Genomic DNA, 18140 nt, shown 5'->3' with positions numbered 1-18140 from the left:
AGCCTACGTCATCCCGGGCAGGGCTGAGTACCAGTCGTGCCAGCGACTCGCCGTGGCTTTGCCGTCGTCCCACGATGTGGCGCGCTCCCGGCCGGCCCTGGAGGCGGTATGCCGTGCGGCTGGGTCCGTGAGATAGCGCTCCACGGCGCCTGCGAGGGCCGAGGGGTCGCCCACGGGCACGAGGGTGCCCACGCCCGCCACGAGGTCCCTGAGGCCGCCGGTGTCGGTGGCCACGACCGGCACGCCCGCCGCCATGGCCTCCTGCACGACCAGGGCGCGTGCCTCCCAGCGGCTCGGGAGCACGAAGACCTCAGCCGCACGCAGCCAGCGCTCGGGCTCGGCCTGCGACCCGACGAAGTGGACCGGCGCACCGACGGCTTCGGCCCTCAGCCGCAGCCCGCGGAGCAGGCCGTCCTCACCATCACCCACGACCACCCACACCGCAGGTGGCGCAGGTTTCTCACCCATTCGGACCGATACCGAGGCCGCGGCGTCGACCAGGGTCTCGAGGTCCTTCTGCGGGGCGATCCTGGCGATGGTCACCATCAGCGGGACGCCAGCCGCGGTCTCGATTCCGTTGTCCCGCAGCAGATCCACCGCCAACGCTCCGCGTTCGTCATCGCCCGGCGGCTCGTGGGTGAGCAGCCCGGGCACCCGCGGCGACGGCACCGGCGCGAGGCGTGGCTGGTGCGCGCCATGGCGTCGAGCCTCGTCGACGAGGTCGCCGCTGGCGCCGGTGACCAGGGTGGCACGACGAGCGACGAAGCGCTGGACCGTCGTCGAGACGCGACCACGCAGACCGCCCGTGGTCAGGACGGCGTTGTGCTGGCTCACCACCACCGGGGTGCGCGTCCCGACGGCGACCAGGGTCGCCACCAGACCAGCCTGGTGCCCGTGGGCGTGCACGACCTCGGCACCCCGGATGAGGCGGCGCAGCCGCCACAGGTGGCGCAGTGAGCCGATCACCCCGGCTGCCCGGCCAGGCCACCACAGCCGTGCCTGCGCGATGCCGAACCTGTCGGCGGTCAGCTGGTCGGTGACGAGGCTGACATCGTCGCCCAGCTGGCGCAGCCCCTGCGCAAGGTCGACAGCATGGGTCCCGATGCCGCCGGTGCTGCGCCCGATGAGCATCACGACCTTCACAGCTCGCTCCCTCGGCGCCGACTGCGGCCACGCTCGCGCAGTGCCTGCATGGCCTTGCGGTCGGCCACCATCATCACGCCCAGGTAGGCCACCAGCGTCACCAGCCCGGTCAGCAGACCGCTGCCCAGGGCCGACCACAGGGAGTCCGGCGACAGGCCTCTCGCCACGGTGTCGCCCACTGCGAGGCCGACCGCCACCGCCACGACGGCAGCCCCGAGCGTCCGGCCCGAGCCCTGGACGGCCTCGGCGCCCCAGGCCCTGCGGACCAGCAGGGCCAGCAGGACGGCCGAGACGGTCATGCCGAGGGTCGAGCCGACGCCGAGCAGGCCCAACGTGGTGCCGGCACCCGAGCTCTCAGGGATGAGCGCGATGGGGATGAGTGCGGCCAGGGCCCACCCGGCCGCCACGGCCAGGGCCGCATGGAGCGGGCGGCCTCGGACATAGAGAGCGCGGGTCAGCAGCGCGGCCACCGAGAAGCCCACGAGTCCGGGTGCGTAGGCCGACAGGGCACCGGGCAACGCTGCCAGGGCGGCGGCCCCACCGGCGTTGGCCGCGCTGTCGAACGAACCGAAGAACACCCCGACCGGGCGGGCGACGGCCATCAGCACGGTGACCGCGCCGGCCGTGAGCAGCAGGATCCCCCTGAGGGCGCCTGCCAGGGTGTCGCGCGCGGAGGTCCCGACCTGCTCCTGCAGCTCCTCGGCGGCGCTGGTGTGGGCCAGCGCGGGAAAGGCAGACGTCGCGATCGGGACGGCCAGCACGGCATACGGGAGCAGGTAGACCGCCTGGACGTAGGTGTAGACGTTGACGACACCGGTGTCGATGGTGCGCGGCGCGTGGGTGAGCCACAACGTCGCCGCGACCGCGGTCTGCTGTGCGACGAGGGCGAGGACGCCCGCAGCGGCGAGCGAGCCGGCGCGGCGGGCCACGCCGGCGGGAAAGGTGAACGTGGGTCTGAGGCGTACCCCGGCCCGCACGGCGGGCACGAGCAGCGGCAGGCTCAGCACGACTACGCCGAGCGTGGTGCCACCCGCCAGCACCCACATCGCACCGGTGGACAGGTCCGCGGGGGTGGTCCCGGGCGCGGCCGCGAACCGGTAGGCGACGTAGGCGCTGATGACCACGAGGCTGGACAGCAGGGGCGCCAGTGCTGCGGCGAGGAACCTGCGGTGGGCCTGCAGCACCCCCGCCAGCACGACGCCGACACCGTAGAGCGCCACCTGAGGCGCGAACACCACGAGCATCGTGGTGCCGAGCTCGGCGGCGCCGGCCACCCTGCTCTTGCGGAACAGGAGGTCGCTGATCCACGGTGCCGACAGCGCCAGCAGGGCCGACAGGGGCACCAGCACGGAGACCGCCCAGGTCAGGAGGGCCGACGCGGTGCGGTCGGCGTCCTCGCTGCGACCGGAGGCGAGCTGTCCGGCGATGAGGGGCACGGCGACGGCCGCCAGGGCCCCACCGGCGGCGACCTCGTAGACGACGTTCGGGAGCATGTTGACGGTCTGGTAGGTGTCGCCCACCCCACCGGCGCCGACGGTGCGCGAGAACACGATGGTGCGCCCGAAACCAGCCAGCCGGGCGAGCAGCGTCACGACCGCGATCACTGCCGCGGCCCTGGCGACCGAGGTGCCGACCGACCTCGCCGTCATCGGCGGCACCGCATCATCGACGACCCAGGGCGTCCAGCTGGCGCAGCACCGGGGTGGACTCGATGACCTGGGTGAAGGACACCTTCTCGGAGGCCAGGGTCAGGGCGGTCAGGGCGCCGAGTGCGACCCATCGCCCCCGCCTGCCGGTGCGCTGGACGAGTGCGGTGCCGAGCAGTGCTCCGGCGCTGTTGGCCCCGGTGTCACCCAGCATCGCCTCACCGGAGAGATCGGGACCCAGAAGCCCCACGGCGGCGCCGGCCGCGGCGCCCGCGGCAGCCCCTGAAAGCCGTGACGTCGCGGTGAGCGCGCCGAGCAGGATCGTGGCCTTGAGGGCGCGGCCGGGGCGCAGGTCGAGCAGGTTGAGCAGGTTCGCCGTGCCCGCGATCACGGCGCCGCCCACGAGCGTGTCGACAGCCCCGGGTATGCCGCGTGCCCCGTTGGCGTCGGCAGCGCGCGAGGCCCGGTCGATGAGCGCGGCCGACACCAGGCCGGTGATGCCGAGGCCCACGATCTTCACTGCGCCGGTGGTGACCTCACCGCGGGCCAGGGCGCTCAAGTGACCCTTGAGACCCTTGCTGCTGGAGTCGCCGGCCAGGTCGTCGAGGCCGCCGAGTCCAGCCGAGGCCACGGCGGCCACCACGGGGCCTGGGCCGGCACCCAGCAGGGCTGACGCGCCCGCGGCTCCGACGGCATACGCAGGACCCTCGAGGAGGGTGACCGTGCGCCCTGCGTGGTTGGTGCGGTCCCAGGTGACTGACCCGCCCGGCGGGCGCTCGCGCAGCAGACGCAGGGCGGCGGCCGCGAGGGCGCCTGCCACGGCGCCGGACACCAGTGCACGCACGGCGGCTACTTGGTCGCCAGCTGGGGGAACGCGGCCGCGGCGTCGGACGCGAGGCCGTACTGTCCCGACTTGCCGGCCTCCTGCTCGAGCAGTCCGAAGACAAGGCTGGCCTGACCCATGGGGAGCTCGGCGTTGTCGACGGTGGACAGCACCTTGGCCTGGTCGCCGTCCTCACGGGCGGTGCTGATCACGGAGGTGGCGTTGGTCCCTCCCGACGCTGCGCTCTGGGCGATGAGGACCGCTCCGGCCCCCGCCCCGTCGAGCGCACCCGCCAGTCGGCTCAGGCCCGTCGCGCGCTGTTCGCGGGCCGTGGCGTCGGAACCGGTCACCGGTCCCGCCACGATGACGGCGATGGAGGACACCCCCACCTGGTCGGGGGTGTAGCGGATGAGGTCGCCCGTGCGCAGACCCTCGAGGGCTGCGGCGGCGCCCGCCGACGTCGAGCCCGCCTTGGCCAGCACCGACCGCGCGAGCACGTCGTTGACGACGTCCCCGCCGGACTGGTCCACAGGCACCCCGACCTGGCTGGCCAGCTGCTGGCCGAGGGTCGCCCGGAACGCGGCCTTGTCGGGGTCGATCCAGTTGTCCTGCACCGAGATCGTCGAGCCGACCACGGCACCTGCAATGGCCAGCGTGCCCTGCGTCGTCTTGACGAGGTTCGCGTCCGCACCGGGCAGCACGACGACAGTCACCGTCGTGCCCTTGAGCCGCTCCGCGAGCAGGCTGCGGTTGCTCGCGGAAGTGAACTCGTCACGGGCCTTGGTGCCCTTCTCGGCCACGTCGAGCTCACCCCGCAGCGCAGCCTTGTCGGCTCGCAGGTTCTTCACCTCTGAGGTGAGCGTGTTGCCGATGTCCTCCTTGAGCGGGCCGGCGCCGAGCACGATGCCCACAGCCAGGGCCATGAAGATCGAGACGATCGAGACGAGGTGGTAGCGAAAGTCGATCACGTGAGGATTCCTACGACGAAGGACCAGAAGTCGTCCCAGCGGGCGCCGAGCACCTGGAGGAACGCGCGCCCACCCGTCGTGGACCACAGCGCGGCGAGCAGGGCGCTGAGACCCACGAGCAACATGAGCGTGAGGGCAAGATTGGAGATGCGCGAGCGGTAGAGTCGGCTGACCCCCTTGGCGTCGATGAGCTTGCCACCCACGCGCAGCCTGGTGAGGAAGGTGCTGGCCATCCCGCTGCGACCCTTGTCGAGGAACTCGACCAGGGTGGCGTGGGTGCCGACGGCCACGATCAGCTCGGCACCCTTGTCATCGGCGAGCAGCATGGCGACGTCCTCGCTGGTCCCGGTGGCGGGGAAGACGACAGGTTCGACGCCCAGCCGCCGAACCCTCTCCAGCCCGGGGGCATTGCCGTCGCGGTAGGCGTGGACGACGATCTCGGCGCCGCAGCGCAATGTCGAGTCGGACACCGAGTCCATGTCGCCGACGACCAGGTCCGGCTTGAGCCCGACCTCGAGGAGCGCGTCGGCACCCCCGTCCACGCCGATGAGGACCGGACGGTACTCGCGGATGTAGCTGCGCAACATGCGCAGGTCTTCCTTGTAGTGGTAGCCGCGCACGACGATCAACGCGTGCCGACCGTCGATCTTGGTCGTGATGTCGGGGACACCGACACCGTCGAGCAGGAGGTCGCGCTCCCGGCGGAGGTACTCCATCGTGTTGGCTGCGAACGCCTCGAGCTGGACGGCCAGCCCAGCCCTGGCCTCGACCATGGACGACGCGACCAGCTCGTGGTCGAAGGCCTGGCCCTTGGCGACGACCTCGTCGCCCACCCAGATCTGGTCGCCCTCGATGCGGACCTGCTGACCTTCGTGCAGGTCGTGCATGACGTCCTTGCCGACGTTGTCGATCAGCGGGACGCCCGCGTCCACGAGAATCTCGGGCCCCAGGTTGGGGTAGCGCCCGGAGATCGACGGTGCCGCGTTGATCACCGCGGCCGGCCGACAGGCGAGCAACGCCTCGGCACTGACCTTGTCGATGTCCTGGTGGTCGATCACCGCGATCTCACCAGGTCGCAGGCGCTTGGTGAGGTTCTTGGTGCGGGCGTCCACGCGGACCAGCCCGCGTACCCCCGGGGTCTCGGGGTCGCGGGCGCGTTGGCGGGGGAACTTCAAAGGCATGGTGTTCCATCCTCCCATGGGCCCTTGCGTCTGCCGCGAGCCCCCACGCGGGAGCCCGAGGGCGACTTCGATCACGCCGACGGTCAGCCCGCTGCTGCGCGGGCCCGGTGGTCAGACGCGGACAGTGGAGGTGGGGGCGGCAGCCGCCCGCCGGGAGGCGGTCTCCTCGACGAGCTCGCGGGCGTGGTCGAGAGCCGTGCCGGTGTCGACCCCGGCCATCATCCGCGCCAGCTCGCGGAGCCGCTCGTCGCCGTCGAGCGCGTGCACGCCACTGGACGTGATGTGCCCGTCGCTGGACTTGCGGACCACGAGGTGCCGGTCGGCGTAGGCAGCCACCTGTGGCAGGTGGGTCACCACCACGACCTGGGCGTGCTGGGCGAGCGCGGCCAGCCGCGCGCCGACGTCGAGCGCGGCAGCCCCTCCGACCCCGGCATCGACCTCGTCGAACACGAAGGTGGGGACGTCGGTCCCCCCGGCAGCGCCGGTGACCACCTCGAGGGCCAGCATCACCCGCGACAGCTCACCGCCGGAGGCCGCCTTGGCCACAGTCCGGGCGGGACTGCCGGGGTTGGCCGCCAGCAGGATCTCGACGTCGTCGCCGCCGTGGCCGGCCAGGCCGGCGGACCGGGGGCGCACGGCGACGTCGACCGTCGCCTGACCCATCGCCAGGTGGGCGAGCTCTCCGGTCACTGCGCCAGCGAGGCGCTTGGCCGCGGCACCCCGTGCCTTGGTCAGAGCTCGTGCCGCGTCTGCGCGCTCCTGGGTCAGCCGGACCACCTCGGGCTCCAGGGCCTCGATCCGGCTGTCCGAGCCCATGAGGGTGTCCAGCCGCTGCGCCGAGAGGCGGCCCCACTCCAGGACGTCGTCGATCGTCTCGCCGTACTTGCGGGTCAGCGCCGTGAGGTCGGCGCGGCGCTGCTGCACCCACGCCATCCGGGCGGGGTCGACCTCCACGTCGGTGAGGTACGCGCTCAGGTCGGCCGCCAAATCGGCCGCCAGGTAGCCCAGATCGGCCAGCCGACGGTCCAGCTCACGCAGGGCTGGGTCGTGCTCGACCTCGCCCGTGAGGGCCTGACGCGCCGCGGCGATCCTCTCGACCGCGCTGGGGGCCGGCTCCGCGGCATACTCCTCGCCCGCGAGGTGGTCGTGGGCGAGGGACGCGGCCCGGCGAAGGCCCTCGGCGTGGCCGAGGCGCTCGTCCTCGACGCGCAGATCGCCATCCTCGCCAGACTGCGGGTCGACCTGCTCGAGCTGCTCGAGCCCGTGTTGAAGCACCTCGATCTCGCGAGCCCGGTCGCGGGCCTGCTCGCGCAGTCCGGCTAGCTCGGCCGCCGCCGCCTGATGCGCGTCATAGACGTCGGTGTAGCGCTGCAGGACCTTGTGCAGGGGCGCTCCCCCGAACTGGTCGAGGACGGCGCGGTGCTGGTCGCTCTGCCGGAGCCGCCACTGGTCGGCCTGGCCATGGACGGCCACGAGGTGCTCGCCGATCTCGCTGAGCACACCCACGGGAGCCGTCCGCCCACCGACGTGGGCCCTCGACCGGCCCTCAGCTGACACCGAACGCACCAGCACCAGGCCGTCTGTCACGTCGGCTCCTGCCTCGGCAGCCCGCACCGCCGCGGGATGGTCGGACGCCACGTCCACGACACCCTCGACCACGGCGGTGCCTGCACCGGCGCGCACGAGCCCGGCGTCCGCGCGGGCGCCGAGGAGCAGTCCCAGACCGGTCACCACCATGGTCTTGCCGGCGCCGGTCTCACCCGTGACGACGTTGAGCCCGGGGTGCAGCTCGAGGACGGCGTCGTCGATGACGCCGAGTCCCTGGATCCTCAGTTCGGACAGCACGGTGCACAGCCTCTCACGCACGACCGACGCCGACGGTCAGGCTGGCGGTGGGGCTTCACCCCTGCTGGGGAAGGTGGCCTGCTCGGGCGGCATCCTCGCGCCGTGCCTCGCCGCGCCAGCCGTGGATGGACAGGTCGAACTTGGCCACCAACCGGTCGGTGAACGGTGAGGTGGTGAGCCGGGCCAGCCGGACAGGTGTCTGCGACCGCACCACCTCGATGCGGGCGCCCGGTGGCAGGTCGACGGCGCGTCGGCCGTCGCACCAGAGCGCCCCGGTGCCGAGGGTGTCGGGGACGACCTCGAGGGCGAGGTGCGAGTTGGGTCCGAGCACCATGGGCCGGGCAAACAGGGCGTGCGCGCTGATCGGGACCAGCAGGAGGGCTTCGACGTCGGGCCAGACCACCGGCCCTCCGGCGGAGAACGCGTAGGCCGTCGACCCGGTGGGCGTCGCGACGACCACACCGTCGCACCCCCAGGTGGTGAGGGGACGACCGTCGATCTCGGCGACGACCTCCAACATGCGTTCGCGGTTGGCCTTCTCGACGGTGACCTCGTTGAGCGCCCAGCTCGTGTAGACGGGATCGCCGTTGACGTGCGCCGTCACCTCGAGGGTCATGCGTTCCTCGACGGAGTACGTCCTGGCGACGATGTGCTCCACCGTGGCGTCGATGTCCTCGCGCTCGGCCTCGGCGAGGAAGCCCACGTGGCCGAGGTTGACGCCGAGCAGCGGCGCCCCGGTCCCCCGCGACACCTCGGCCCCGCGCAGGATGGTGCCGTCCCCACCGAGCACGCAGACCAGCTCGCACCCCACTGCCGCGGCGTTGCCGTCGTCGACCAGGGTGACGCCCGGGTGCTGGGACAGCTTCACGGCGGTGGCTTCGTCACGTTGGACGACCACCTCGATGCCGGCGGCGTAGAGGCGCTTGACGACCTCCGCCGCGACGTCCTGGGCCTCCTGGCGACGCGGGTGGGCCACGAGCAGGACCTTGCGGCGCTGCGTGGTACTCCCTGGGCTCACGGTGCTCTCCCCACGATGTCGTCGGTCACGGTGCGGTCACCTCGTCGGCTCTGCTCACCAGAGCCTCCCACCCCATCGACTCGGCGTCGCGGGGGGTCAGCCACAACAGGTACTCCGCGTTGCCCTCGCTGCCCTCGATCGGGCTCCTGGCCAGGGCTCGCGGATGCAGCCCGGCCGCCACGGCTGCGCGGGCGACTTCGGTGACGGCCCAGGCCCGATCACCCTGGGTGCGGACGATGCCACCCTTGCCGAGCCGGGTGCGACCCACCTCGAACTGGGGCTTGACCAGCACCATCGCGTCGCCGGTGTCGAGGAGCAGCCCGCGAAAAGTGTCGAGGACCAGGGTGAGCGAGATGAAGCTCAGGTCGGCGACGAGCAGCTCGACCGCTCCCCCGACCTCGTCAGCGGAGAGGCCGCGGACGGTCGTGCGCGACCGGTCGGTGACCCTCGCGTCGGCGGCCAGCTCGGGCACCAGCTGACCGTGCCCGACATCGAGCGCCGTCACATGGGCGGCGCCGTGGTGCAACAGCACCTGGGTGAACCCGCCGGTCGACGCGCCCACGTCGAGGCATCGCTTGCCTGCCACCGTGAGCCCTGCGGGTCCGAAGGCCTCCAACGCACCCACGAGCTTGTATGCCGCGCGACTCACCCACCGCGGTCCCTCCTCGCGCACCTCGATGTGCTGGTCGGCGCCGACCGGGGTGGCAGGTTTGGCAGCGGGCTTGCCCCCGATGCTCACGTCACCAGCGTCGATCAGGGCACGGGCGTGCCCCCTGGACCGCGCCAGTCCACGCCGGACGAGCTCGAGGTCGAGCCGGGCCGGGTCGCTCACTCGCCGCCGAGGTCGGACAGCCGCGACTGGAGGGTCTGCTGCACCCGCTGGCCTGCCTCGATCTGGGCGTCGAGGTCGTCGCTGGGTGCGTCCTTGAGGTCCTGCAAGGACGCGTCGATCACGATGTCGCCGGTGGCCTGGTCGCCCAAACCGGTGCCGAGTGACTCGGCGCGGTCGGTCGGGTTCTCGTGCCGGGAGGCGCGGGCAACCTCGGCACGATGGCTGGTGTCCGGTGCTTCAGCCTGGACGTCACTCGGTGCATCGGGCTCGACGGCCGCGACGGTCTCGTCAGGGTTCTGGTCGGTCACTCTGAGGCCTTCTTGGCAGTCGTGGAAGTCTTCGCGGTCGTGGACTTCTTGGTGGCGGCCTTCGTCGCCGTGCTCTTCGTGGCCGTGCTCTTCGTGGCGGTGGCCTTCTTCGCGGTCGCCTTCCTCGCCGTGGCCTTCGTGGCTGTGGCCTTCTTCGCGGTGGCCTTCTTCACGGCCGGCGCAGTCGTGGTCGCGGTGGTCTTCTTCGCCGCAGCCTTCTTCACGGTCCGCGCACTGGCGCTGCGCGCAGCCCCCGTGGCGGCGGTCTTCTTGGCTGCGGACTTCCTGGGGGCGGGAGTAGCGGGAGGTGCGGGCGCGGCGGACGTCGACACAGATGCCGGCTCAGCGGCGGGTGCCGGTGCCCGGTGGGCCGTCGTCACCGCTCCCGACACGCCGACCGAGCGAGCGAGCGGACTGCGCGAGGCTCCGGCGACCGCAGCCGCACCGGTGGCGGTGAGCATCGCCCGCAGCTCGGCCAGCTCCTTGGTGACCAGCGTCAACGCCGCCCTGGCAGCATCCACGTCGGCAACGCGGGCTACGTCTGCCCTCTTCAGGGCAGATTCCACCTCACCCTGCACGAGGGTGAGCAGGTTCGCCCGGTTGGCGCGCGCAGCCTCGAGCAGCTGGTCGGCGAGTGTCGAGGCCTGGACTGCCCGGCGGGTGACCTCGTCGGCTCCGGGGAGCGCCAGCAGCCCCTGGGCTGCCTCCATCGCCCTGGCCTTGGTCATCTCGCCCAGCCCACTGGCGAGCTGCACATAGTTGCGCACTGATTCGAAAGCCACGATGGTCCTCCTCGACGGAGCGGCGGGATGCCGCTCGCGCCCCTCACGCTACTGCCACGCGTCGATCTCGGGAACGAGTCTGCGCACCGCGTCGAGATCGAGCTCCTCGTGGTCGAGCGCCTCGTGCAGGCAGGCCGTTCCCGCTCGAGCGGACTCGATGGGACTCCCGACGCTGGCAACGTCCCACGCACCGTCGATGATGCGACGGCGGTCCGCGCCACACACCCACCAGACGTAGTCGGTCTCCGCCGACTGGTAGGGCTCCGTGAGTGCGCGCAGGTCCTCGAGAAGATACGTGGGACGCAACGCGGCCGGCGCCACGGCCAGGCTGGACACCGTGTCGACCCCGGTCAGCACCAGTGCCGAGTCCATTCCTGCCTCCACGGCCCCGGCGACATCCGTGTCCAGGCGATCACCGACGGCCAGCACCTGGGCCGGCGACCGGTCGAGGCGTTGCGCGCAGAGCTGGTACAACGGCGCATGCGGCTTGCCGACCACGAGCGGGTCGCGGCCCGTAGCACGTTGCACCGCCGAGACGAGGGTGCCGTTCCCCGGAGCAGTCCCGCGGTGGGTTGGCAGGGTGCCGTCGGTGTTGGTCGCCACCCAGACAGCGCCCGCAGACACGGCATAGGCAGCCTCCGCGAGGTCCGCCGCGGTGACGGACGGCCCGTAGCCCTGGAGCACGCCGGCCACCGCGAGGTCCGGCTCGTCGCGCGTCTGCTGGGGCGTCGCCACCGTGAAGCCTTGGTTCTGGAGTGCTTCGCGGACACCCACACCGCCGATCGCCAGGACTCTCGATCCTGCGGGCAGCAGCCCTGACAAGGCGACGGCACCGGCCTGCGAACTGGTCGCGACATCGCGTCCGGTCACGTGGAGGCCGAGGTCGGTGAGGTGCGCCGCGACCTCCTCGGGCGGGCGCGAGGCGTTGTTGGTGGCGTACACGATGGGCACGGTCAACGCGGTCAACGCGGTGACAGCGTGGTCCACCGCCTCGGGTCCGCGGTAGACCACCCCGTCGAGGTCACAGACCACCGCGGCATACCGCTCCACCAACCCGGGCACGCTAGCGGGCGTCCTCGCGGGGAGCCCTTCCGCCAGCGGACGGGGTGTCTGCGGCGCTCTCGCCCTCGTCCGCGTCGTCCTCTTCACCCTCGAGCAGGTCGGTCAGGATGACGCCGTCCAGCTCGGCGAGACGCTCGGCGGCGTCGGTCTCCAGGTCGTCGTCAGCGTCGGCCGCCCGCGCGAACCACTCTCGGGCGTCGTCCTCACGGCCGAGGGCCAGGAGTGTCTCGGCGTAGGCATAGGACAACCGCGCCGTCCAGGGCTTGCGCCCCGCCTTGAGCTGGGGAATCTCCAGCGCCAGCTGGGCAGCCTCCAGCTGACCGAGGTCGCGACGGATGCCGGAGATCACGATGGCCAGCTCGACCCGGTCCTCCACGGCCAGGGTCTTCGCCTCCGGAGACATGGCGAGCTCGAGGGCGCGCTCCTGCCGGCCGAGACCGCGTTCGCAGTCGACCATGAGCGCGAGCAGGTGCGAGGAGCCGCTGAGTCGGCGCGCGGTGCGGAACTCGCTGAGGGCCCGTGCCCACTCCCCCTTGCGGTACGCCACCAGGCCGAGCGCCTCGCGGGCGGCCGGGACTCGTCCAGCCCGACGAACCGCTGTCTCGGCGTGGGCCTCAGCGCTCTCGAGGTCGTCCACCTCGAGCAGGGCCGCGGCCATCACCAGGTGTTGCGCGACCCCCTCGGCATTCTCCTTGCTCAGGGTGCGCAGCTGCTGGTGCACCGAACGATCCAGCTCCTTGCCCGTCACACCATCGGCGATGCGAGGTTCCGGCAGCTTGGGCTTCTTCGGGGCCAGACGTGGACCGCCGCGCTCGCCATTGTCGAACGCACTGGCATCCCGTGACCCACCGCGAGGTGCCGAACCGCCGCGGGACGCGGACGCGCCACGCGGGCTCGATCCACCTCGACCACCGCGGTCGCTGCCAGGGCGTCCGTTGGAGGGGCCACCACCGGTGGGACGACCACCACCCGATGAGGGACGACGGTCCTGGCCACCTCGGCCTGGCTGGTTCTCGGGCACGATCTGCTCCTCGCTATGCACGTAATCGGTCGCAGTCTACGGACTGCGGTCATCCCGGGGCACCACCGCCCACGGGCTGCGGGCCCTGGGCCGGGGCTCATGCCCCGGGAATCAAAGGCAAAAGGGAATGCAAAAGGGCCATCCCCGATGGGGATGGCCCTTTTGAAAGTATGTCCGGCTGCGTCCTACTCTCCCACACCGTAACCAGTGCAGTACCATCGGCGCTGAAGGGCTTAGCTTCCGGGTTCGGAATGGAGCCGGGCGTTTCCCCTTCGCTATGACAGCCGAAACTCTATGGAGATATCAATCAGTGGTTCAGTTTCCCGACCGTATCTCGGGAACCACACAGTGGACGCGTAGCATCTTTGTAATCAAGTTATCGGCTTATTAGTACCAGTCAGCTACATGCATTACTGCACTTCCACGTCTGGCCTATCAACCCAGTAGTCTAGCTGGGAGCCTCTCGGACCTAAGTCCATGGAAACCTCATCTTGAAGCACGCTTCCCGCTTAGATGCTTTCAGCGGTTATCGTTTCCGAACGTAGCTAATCAGCCGTGCTCTTGGCAGAACAACTGACACACCAGAGGTTCGTCCATCCCGGTCCTCTCGTACTAGGGATAGCCCTTCTCAAGTTTCCTACGCGCACAGCGGATAGGGACCGAACTGTCTCACGACGTTCTAAACCCAGCTCGCGTACCGCTTTAATGGGCGAACAGCCCAACCCTTGGGACCTACTCCAGCCCCAGGATGCGACGAGCCGACATCGAGGTGCCAAACCATGCCGTCGATATGGACTCTTGGGCAAGATCAGCCTGTTATCCCCGGGGTACCTTTTATCCGTTGAGCGACGGCGCTTCCACAAGCCACCGCCGGATCACTAGTCCCGACTTTCGTCCCTGCTCGACATGCCTGTCTCACAGTCAAGCTCCCTTGTGCACTTACACTCAAAACCTGATTGCCAACCAGGCTGAGGGAACCTTTGGGCGCCTCCGTTACCTTTTAGGAGGCAACCGCCCCAGTTAAACTACCCACCAGGCACTGTCCCTGATCCGGATCACGGACCGAGGTTAGATATCCAGAACGACCAGAGTGGTATTTCAACGTTGACTCCACCGACACTGGCGTGCCGGCTTCAAAGTCTCCCACCTATCCTACACAAGCCGTACCGAACACCAATACCAAGCTGTAGTAAAGGTCCCGGGGTCTTTCCGTCCTGCTGCGCGTAACGAGCATCTTTACTCGTAGTGCAATTTCGCCGAGTTCGTGGTTGAGACAGTGGAGAAGTCGTTACGCCATTCGTGCAGGTCGGAACTTACCCGACAAGGAATTTCGCTACCTTAGGATGGTTATAGTTACCACCGCCGTTTACTGGGGCTTAAATTCTGAGCTTCGTCCCGAAGAACTAACCCGTCCTCTTAACCTTCCAGCACCGGGCAGGCGTCAGTCCGTATACATCGTCTTGCGACTTCGCACGGACCTGTGTTTTTAGTAAACAGTCGCTTCTCCCTGGTCTCTGCGGCCGATCACGCTCGGGCAGCAAGTGCCGTCACGATCAGGGCCCCCCTTCTCCCGAAGTTACGGGGGTATTTTGCCGAGTTCCTTAACCACGATTCACTCGATCGCCTTGGTATTCTCTACCTATCCACCTGAGTCGGTTTGGGGTACGGGCGGCTCGAACCTCGCTAGAAGATTTTCTTGGCAGCATAGGATCACTGATTTCACCCATACGGGTTACCCATCAGGTCTCAGGATATGTGTGAGACGGATTTGCCTATCTCACTCCCTACACCCTTAGACGTGGACTACCATCGCCACGCTCAGCTACCTTCCTGCGTCTCTCCATCGCTTGACTAGTACTAGATCGGGTCGCGCGCTCCACTCGAATCAGTCCGAAGACGTCATCGAGCTTCAGGCGCTTAGCATCACTAGGTTCGTCATGGGCGGTTCTTCGCCGGTTCCGGAATATCAACCGGATGTCCATCGACTACGCCTGTCGGCCTCGCCTTAGGTCCCGACTTACCCAGGGCAGATTAGCTTGACCCTGGAACCCTTGGATATTCGGCGGACGGGTTTCTCGCCCGTCATTCGCTACTCATGCCTGCATTCTCACTCGTGTGGCCTCCACGGCTGGATCACTCCGCCGCTTCCCTGGCCACACGACGCTCCCCTACCCATCAACACGCTTGGACCGTGGATCCTCAGATGTCACGGCCGGGCAAAGTGTCAATGCCACAGCTTCGGTGGTGTGCTTGAGCCCCGCTACATTGTCGGCGCGGAATCACTTGACCAGTGAGCTATTACGCACTCTTTAAAGGGTGGCTGCTTCTAAGCCAACCTCCTGGTTGTCAATGCAACTCCACATCCTTTCCCACTTAGCACACGCTTAGGGACCTTAGATGGTGGTCTGGGCTGTTTCCCTCTCGACTACGGAGCTTATCCCCCGCAGTCTCACTGCCACGCTCTCACTTACCGGCATTCGGAGTTTGGCTAACGTCAGTAACCTGGTGAGGCCCATTAGCTATCCAGTAGCTCTACCTCCGGTAAGAAACACGTGACGCTGCACCTAAATGCATTTCGGGGAGAACCAGCTATCACGGAGTTTGATTGGCCTTTCACCCCTACCCACAGCTCATCCCCTCAGTTTTCAACCTAAGTGGGTTCGGTCCTCCACGACGTCTTACCGTCGCTTCAACCTGGCCATGGGTAGATCACTCCGCTTCGGGTCTAGACCCAGCGACTAAATCGCCCTATTCGGACTCGCTTTCGCTACGGCTTCCCCACACGGGTTAACCTCGCCACTGAGCACTAACTCGCAGGCTCATTCTTCAAAAGGCACGCTGTCACCCCACAAGGAGGCTCCAACGGATTGTAGGCAAACGGTTTCAGGATCTATTTCACTCCCCTCCCGGGGTACTTTTCACCTTTCCCTCACGGTACTTGTCCGCTATCGGTCACCAGGGAATATTTAGGCTTAGCGGGTGGTCCCGCCAGATTCACACGGGATTTCTCGGGCCCCGTGCTACTTGGGATACTTCTCTGGAGTGCACATCATTTCGTCTACGGGGGTCGCACCCTCTGTGCCGGGCCTTTCAATGCCCTTCGACTATAACGCGCATTTTTGACTCCATGTCAGAATGTCAGTACTGACTGAAAAGTCCCACGACCCCGACCATGCAACGCCTGACAGCTATCACACATGATCGGTTTAGCCTGTTCCGCTTTCGCTCGCCACTACTCACGGAATCGCGGTTGCTTTCTCTTCCTGTGGGTACTGAGATGTTTCACTTCCCCACGTTCCCTCTACCCGCCCTATGTGTTCAGGCGGGAGTGACTGGACTTGCCTCCAGCCGGGTTTCCCCATTCGGAAATCCTCGGATCACAGTCTGGTTATCGACTCCCCGAGGCTTATCGCAGATTCCTACGTCCTTCTTCGGTTCCTGGTGCCAAGGCATCCACCGTTTGCCCTTATAAACTTGAGTTTACAAAGATGCTCGCGTCCACTGTGTAGTTCTCAAGGTACGGGCGGCCCCTTCCCCGTGTCGGTGCCTACCGCAGTGTGTCTGTTCAACAGCACCGTGCGGTGGTTCATCCGTGGGAAGGGTCCTGGCCGATCTACCGGCCTGAGGTTCAAGCTTTCGCCCGAAGCCCTCAGGACCCAACAACGTGTCAGGCGCCGGCACCCTCTCGGTCGCGTTCCCAGTCCGAAGACCTGTACTTGCTTGCGAGTTGATGTCAGCGCCAAATAATCGATGTTCCACCCTTGAGCTCCTGGTGTAGGACGTACGCCTACAGACCAGGCTCTGGATCGCTTTCGCGACCAGTGCTCCTTAGAAAGGAGGTGATCCAGCCGCACCTTCCGGTACGGCTACCTTGTTACGACTTAGTCCCAATCGCCAGTCCCACCTTCGACGGCTCCCCCTCAAAGAGTTGGGCCACCGGCTTCGGGTGTTACCGACTTTCGTGACTTGACGGGCGGTGTGTACAAGGCCCGGGAACGTATTCACCGCAGCGTTGCTGATCTGCGATTACTAGCGACTCCGACTTCATGGGGTCGAGTTGCAGACCCCAATCCGAACTGAGACCGGTTTTTTGGGATTCGCTCCACCTCGCGGTTTCGCAGCCCTTTGTACCGGCCATTGTAGCATGCGTGAAGCCCAAGACATAAGGGGCATGATGATTTGACGTCATCCCCACCTTCCTCCGAGTTGACCCCGGCAGTCTCCTATGAGTCCCCACCATTACGTGCTGGCAACATAGAACGAGGGTTGCGCTCGTTGCGGGACTTAACCCAACATCTCACGACACGAGCTGACGACAACCATGCACCACCTGTATGCGAGTGTCCAAAGAGTTCTGCATCTCTGCAGCGTTCTCGCATATGTCAAGCCTTGGTAAGGTTCTTCGCGTTGCATCGAATTAATCCGCATGCTCCGCCGCTTGTGCGGGCCCCCGTCAATTCCTTTGAGTTTTAGCCTTGCGGCCGTACTCCCCAGGCGGGGAACTTAATGCGTTAGCTGCGGCACGGATCTCGTGGAATGAGACCCACACCTAGTTCCCAACGTTTACGGCATGGACTACCAGGGTATCTAATCCTGTTCGCTCCCCATGCTTTCGCTTCTCAGCGTCAGTAGTGGCCCAGAGACCTGCCTTCGCCATCGGTGTTCCTCCTGATATCTGCGCATTTCACCGCTACACCAGGAATTCCAGTCTCCCCTACCACACTCTAGTCTGCCCGTACCCACTGCAAGTCCGGGGTTGAGCCCCGGATTTTCACAGCAGACGCGACAAACCGCCTACAAGCTCTTTACGCCCAATAATTCCGGACAACGCTCGCACCCTACGTATTACCGCGGCTGCTGGCACGTAGTTAGCCGGTGCTTCTTCTGCAGGTACCGTCACTTTCGCTTCTTCCCTGCTGAAAGAGGTTTACAACCCGAAGGCCGTCATCCCTCACGCGGCGTCGCTGCATCAGGCTTTCGCCCATTGTGCAATATTCCCCACTGCTGCCTCCCGTAGGAGTCTGGGCCGTGTCTCAGTCCCAGTGTGGCCGGTCGCCCTCTCAGGCCGGCTACCCGTCGTCGCCTTGGTGAGCCATTACCTCACCAACAAGCTGATAGGCCGCGAGTCCATCCCAGACCGAAAAACTTTCCAGACGATAGCCATGCAGCTTCGTCTCGTATCCGGTATTAGCTCCGGTTTCCCGGGGTTATTCCAGAGTCTGGGGCAGGTTACTCACGTGTTACTCACCCGTTCGCCACTGATCAGGTAGGAGCAAGCTCCCACCGTCACCGTTCGACTTGCATGTGTTAAGCACGCCGCCAGCGTTCGTCCTGAGCCAGGATCAAACTCTCCATTGATGTTTAGCTCGTGGTCCGAAGACCACGAAACTGCTACCCAAGAAGGGTTGTTTCACTGACTGAGCAAGAACAACTAGCTATTGCTAGAAATTCATTGTCAACCAAAGGATTTTCGTTCGACGTGACTGCATCCCCAAGCCGTAGGCCTGGTTC

General features: G+C 67.2%; 12 protein-coding genes and 3 rRNA genes. All 15 read right to left on the bottom strand.

The features are described from left to right. Positions 1 to 3 precede the first annotated feature (3 nt). The 15 genes from AC1DWR_RS14785 to AC1DWR_RS14715 all read right to left on the bottom strand — a co-directional run bounded on the left by AC1DWR_RS14785 (position 4) and on the right by AC1DWR_RS14715 (position 17987). Positions 4 to 1143, bottom strand: coding sequence for a glycosyltransferase family 4 protein (locus AC1DWR_RS14785; RefSeq protein ID WP_477612684.1), 1140 nt, complete (start codon positions 1141 to 1143; stop codon positions 4 to 6). Continuing rightward, entirely contained in the window at positions 1140 to 2792 is a 1653-nt protein-coding gene (murJ, locus tag AC1DWR_RS14780; RefSeq protein ID WP_477612683.1) for a murein biosynthesis integral membrane protein MurJ, read from the bottom strand. The genes AC1DWR_RS14785 and murJ overlap by 4 nt, the downstream gene beginning before the upstream one ends. Positions 2793 to 2805: 13 nt before the next feature. Further along, entirely contained in the window at positions 2806 to 3633 is an 828-nt protein-coding gene (locus AC1DWR_RS14775) for a hypothetical protein (protein WP_477612682.1), read from the bottom strand. A 5-nt stretch (positions 3634 to 3638) separates the two neighbouring features. After that, positions 3639 to 4580, bottom strand: a complete 942-nt coding sequence (locus AC1DWR_RS14770) for a copper transporter (protein WP_477612681.1) — start codon at positions 4578 to 4580, stop codon at positions 3639 to 3641. Further along, entirely contained in the window at positions 4577 to 5761 is a 1185-nt protein-coding gene (gene steA, locus AC1DWR_RS14765) for a putative cytokinetic ring protein SteA (RefSeq protein WP_477612680.1), read from the bottom strand. The genes AC1DWR_RS14770 and steA overlap by 4 nt, the downstream gene beginning before the upstream one ends. Before the next feature lie 111 nt (positions 5762 to 5872). Then, complete coding sequence (gene recN / locus AC1DWR_RS14760) at positions 5873 to 7606, bottom strand: DNA repair protein RecN (RefSeq protein ID WP_477612679.1); 1734 nt, start codon at positions 7604 to 7606, stop codon at positions 5873 to 5875. Positions 7607 to 7661: 55 nt separating this feature from the next. Next, a complete protein-coding gene (locus tag AC1DWR_RS14755) occupies positions 7662 to 8624 on the bottom strand; it encodes an NAD kinase (protein WP_477612678.1) in 963 nt (320 codons plus the stop codon). A 25-nt stretch (positions 8625 to 8649) separates the two neighbouring features. Then, complete coding sequence (locus AC1DWR_RS14750) at positions 8650 to 9456, bottom strand: TlyA family RNA methyltransferase (RefSeq protein WP_477612677.1); 807 nt, start codon at positions 9454 to 9456, stop codon at positions 8650 to 8652. Further along, positions 9453 to 9764, bottom strand: a complete 312-nt coding sequence (locus AC1DWR_RS14745) for a hypothetical protein (RefSeq protein WP_477612676.1) — start codon at positions 9762 to 9764, stop codon at positions 9453 to 9455. Before AC1DWR_RS14745 ends, AC1DWR_RS14750 begins: the two co-directional genes overlap by 4 nt. Beyond that, on the bottom strand, positions 9761 to 10546 hold the full coding sequence (locus AC1DWR_RS14740) for a hypothetical protein (protein WP_477612675.1): 786 nt from the start codon (positions 10544 to 10546) through the stop codon (positions 9761 to 9763). The genes AC1DWR_RS14745 and AC1DWR_RS14740 overlap by 4 nt, the downstream gene beginning before the upstream one ends. Before the next feature lie 48 nt (positions 10547 to 10594). Beyond that, positions 10595 to 11608: an HAD-IIA family hydrolase gene (locus AC1DWR_RS14735; protein WP_477612674.1), complete on the bottom strand. Its 1014-nt coding sequence runs from the start codon at positions 11606 to 11608 to the stop codon at positions 10595 to 10597. Between the two features lies 1 nt (position 11609). Next, on the bottom strand, positions 11610 to 12356 hold the full coding sequence (locus AC1DWR_RS14730; protein WP_477612673.1) for a tetratricopeptide repeat protein: 747 nt from the start codon (positions 12354 to 12356) through the stop codon (positions 11610 to 11612). 445 nt (positions 12357 to 12801) lie between these two features. Next, positions 12802 to 12918 (bottom strand): 5S ribosomal RNA (gene rrf, locus AC1DWR_RS14725). A gap of 78 nt (positions 12919 to 12996) precedes the next feature. Further along, positions 12997 to 16109: ribosomal RNA gene (locus AC1DWR_RS14720) — 23S ribosomal RNA — on the bottom strand. A gap of 352 nt (positions 16110 to 16461) precedes the next feature. After that, a 16S ribosomal RNA gene (locus AC1DWR_RS14715) occupies positions 16462 to 17987 on the bottom strand. Together the 16S, 23S and 5S rRNA genes form the textbook arrangement of a ribosomal RNA operon. Between the last annotated feature and the right edge of the window lie 153 nt (positions 17988 to 18140).

This window comes from Pedococcus sp. P2_E2 (assembly GCF_056403955.1).
Note: the sequence above shows the minus strand (reverse complement) of the source record. Positions and strands in the feature narration are given on the sequence as shown.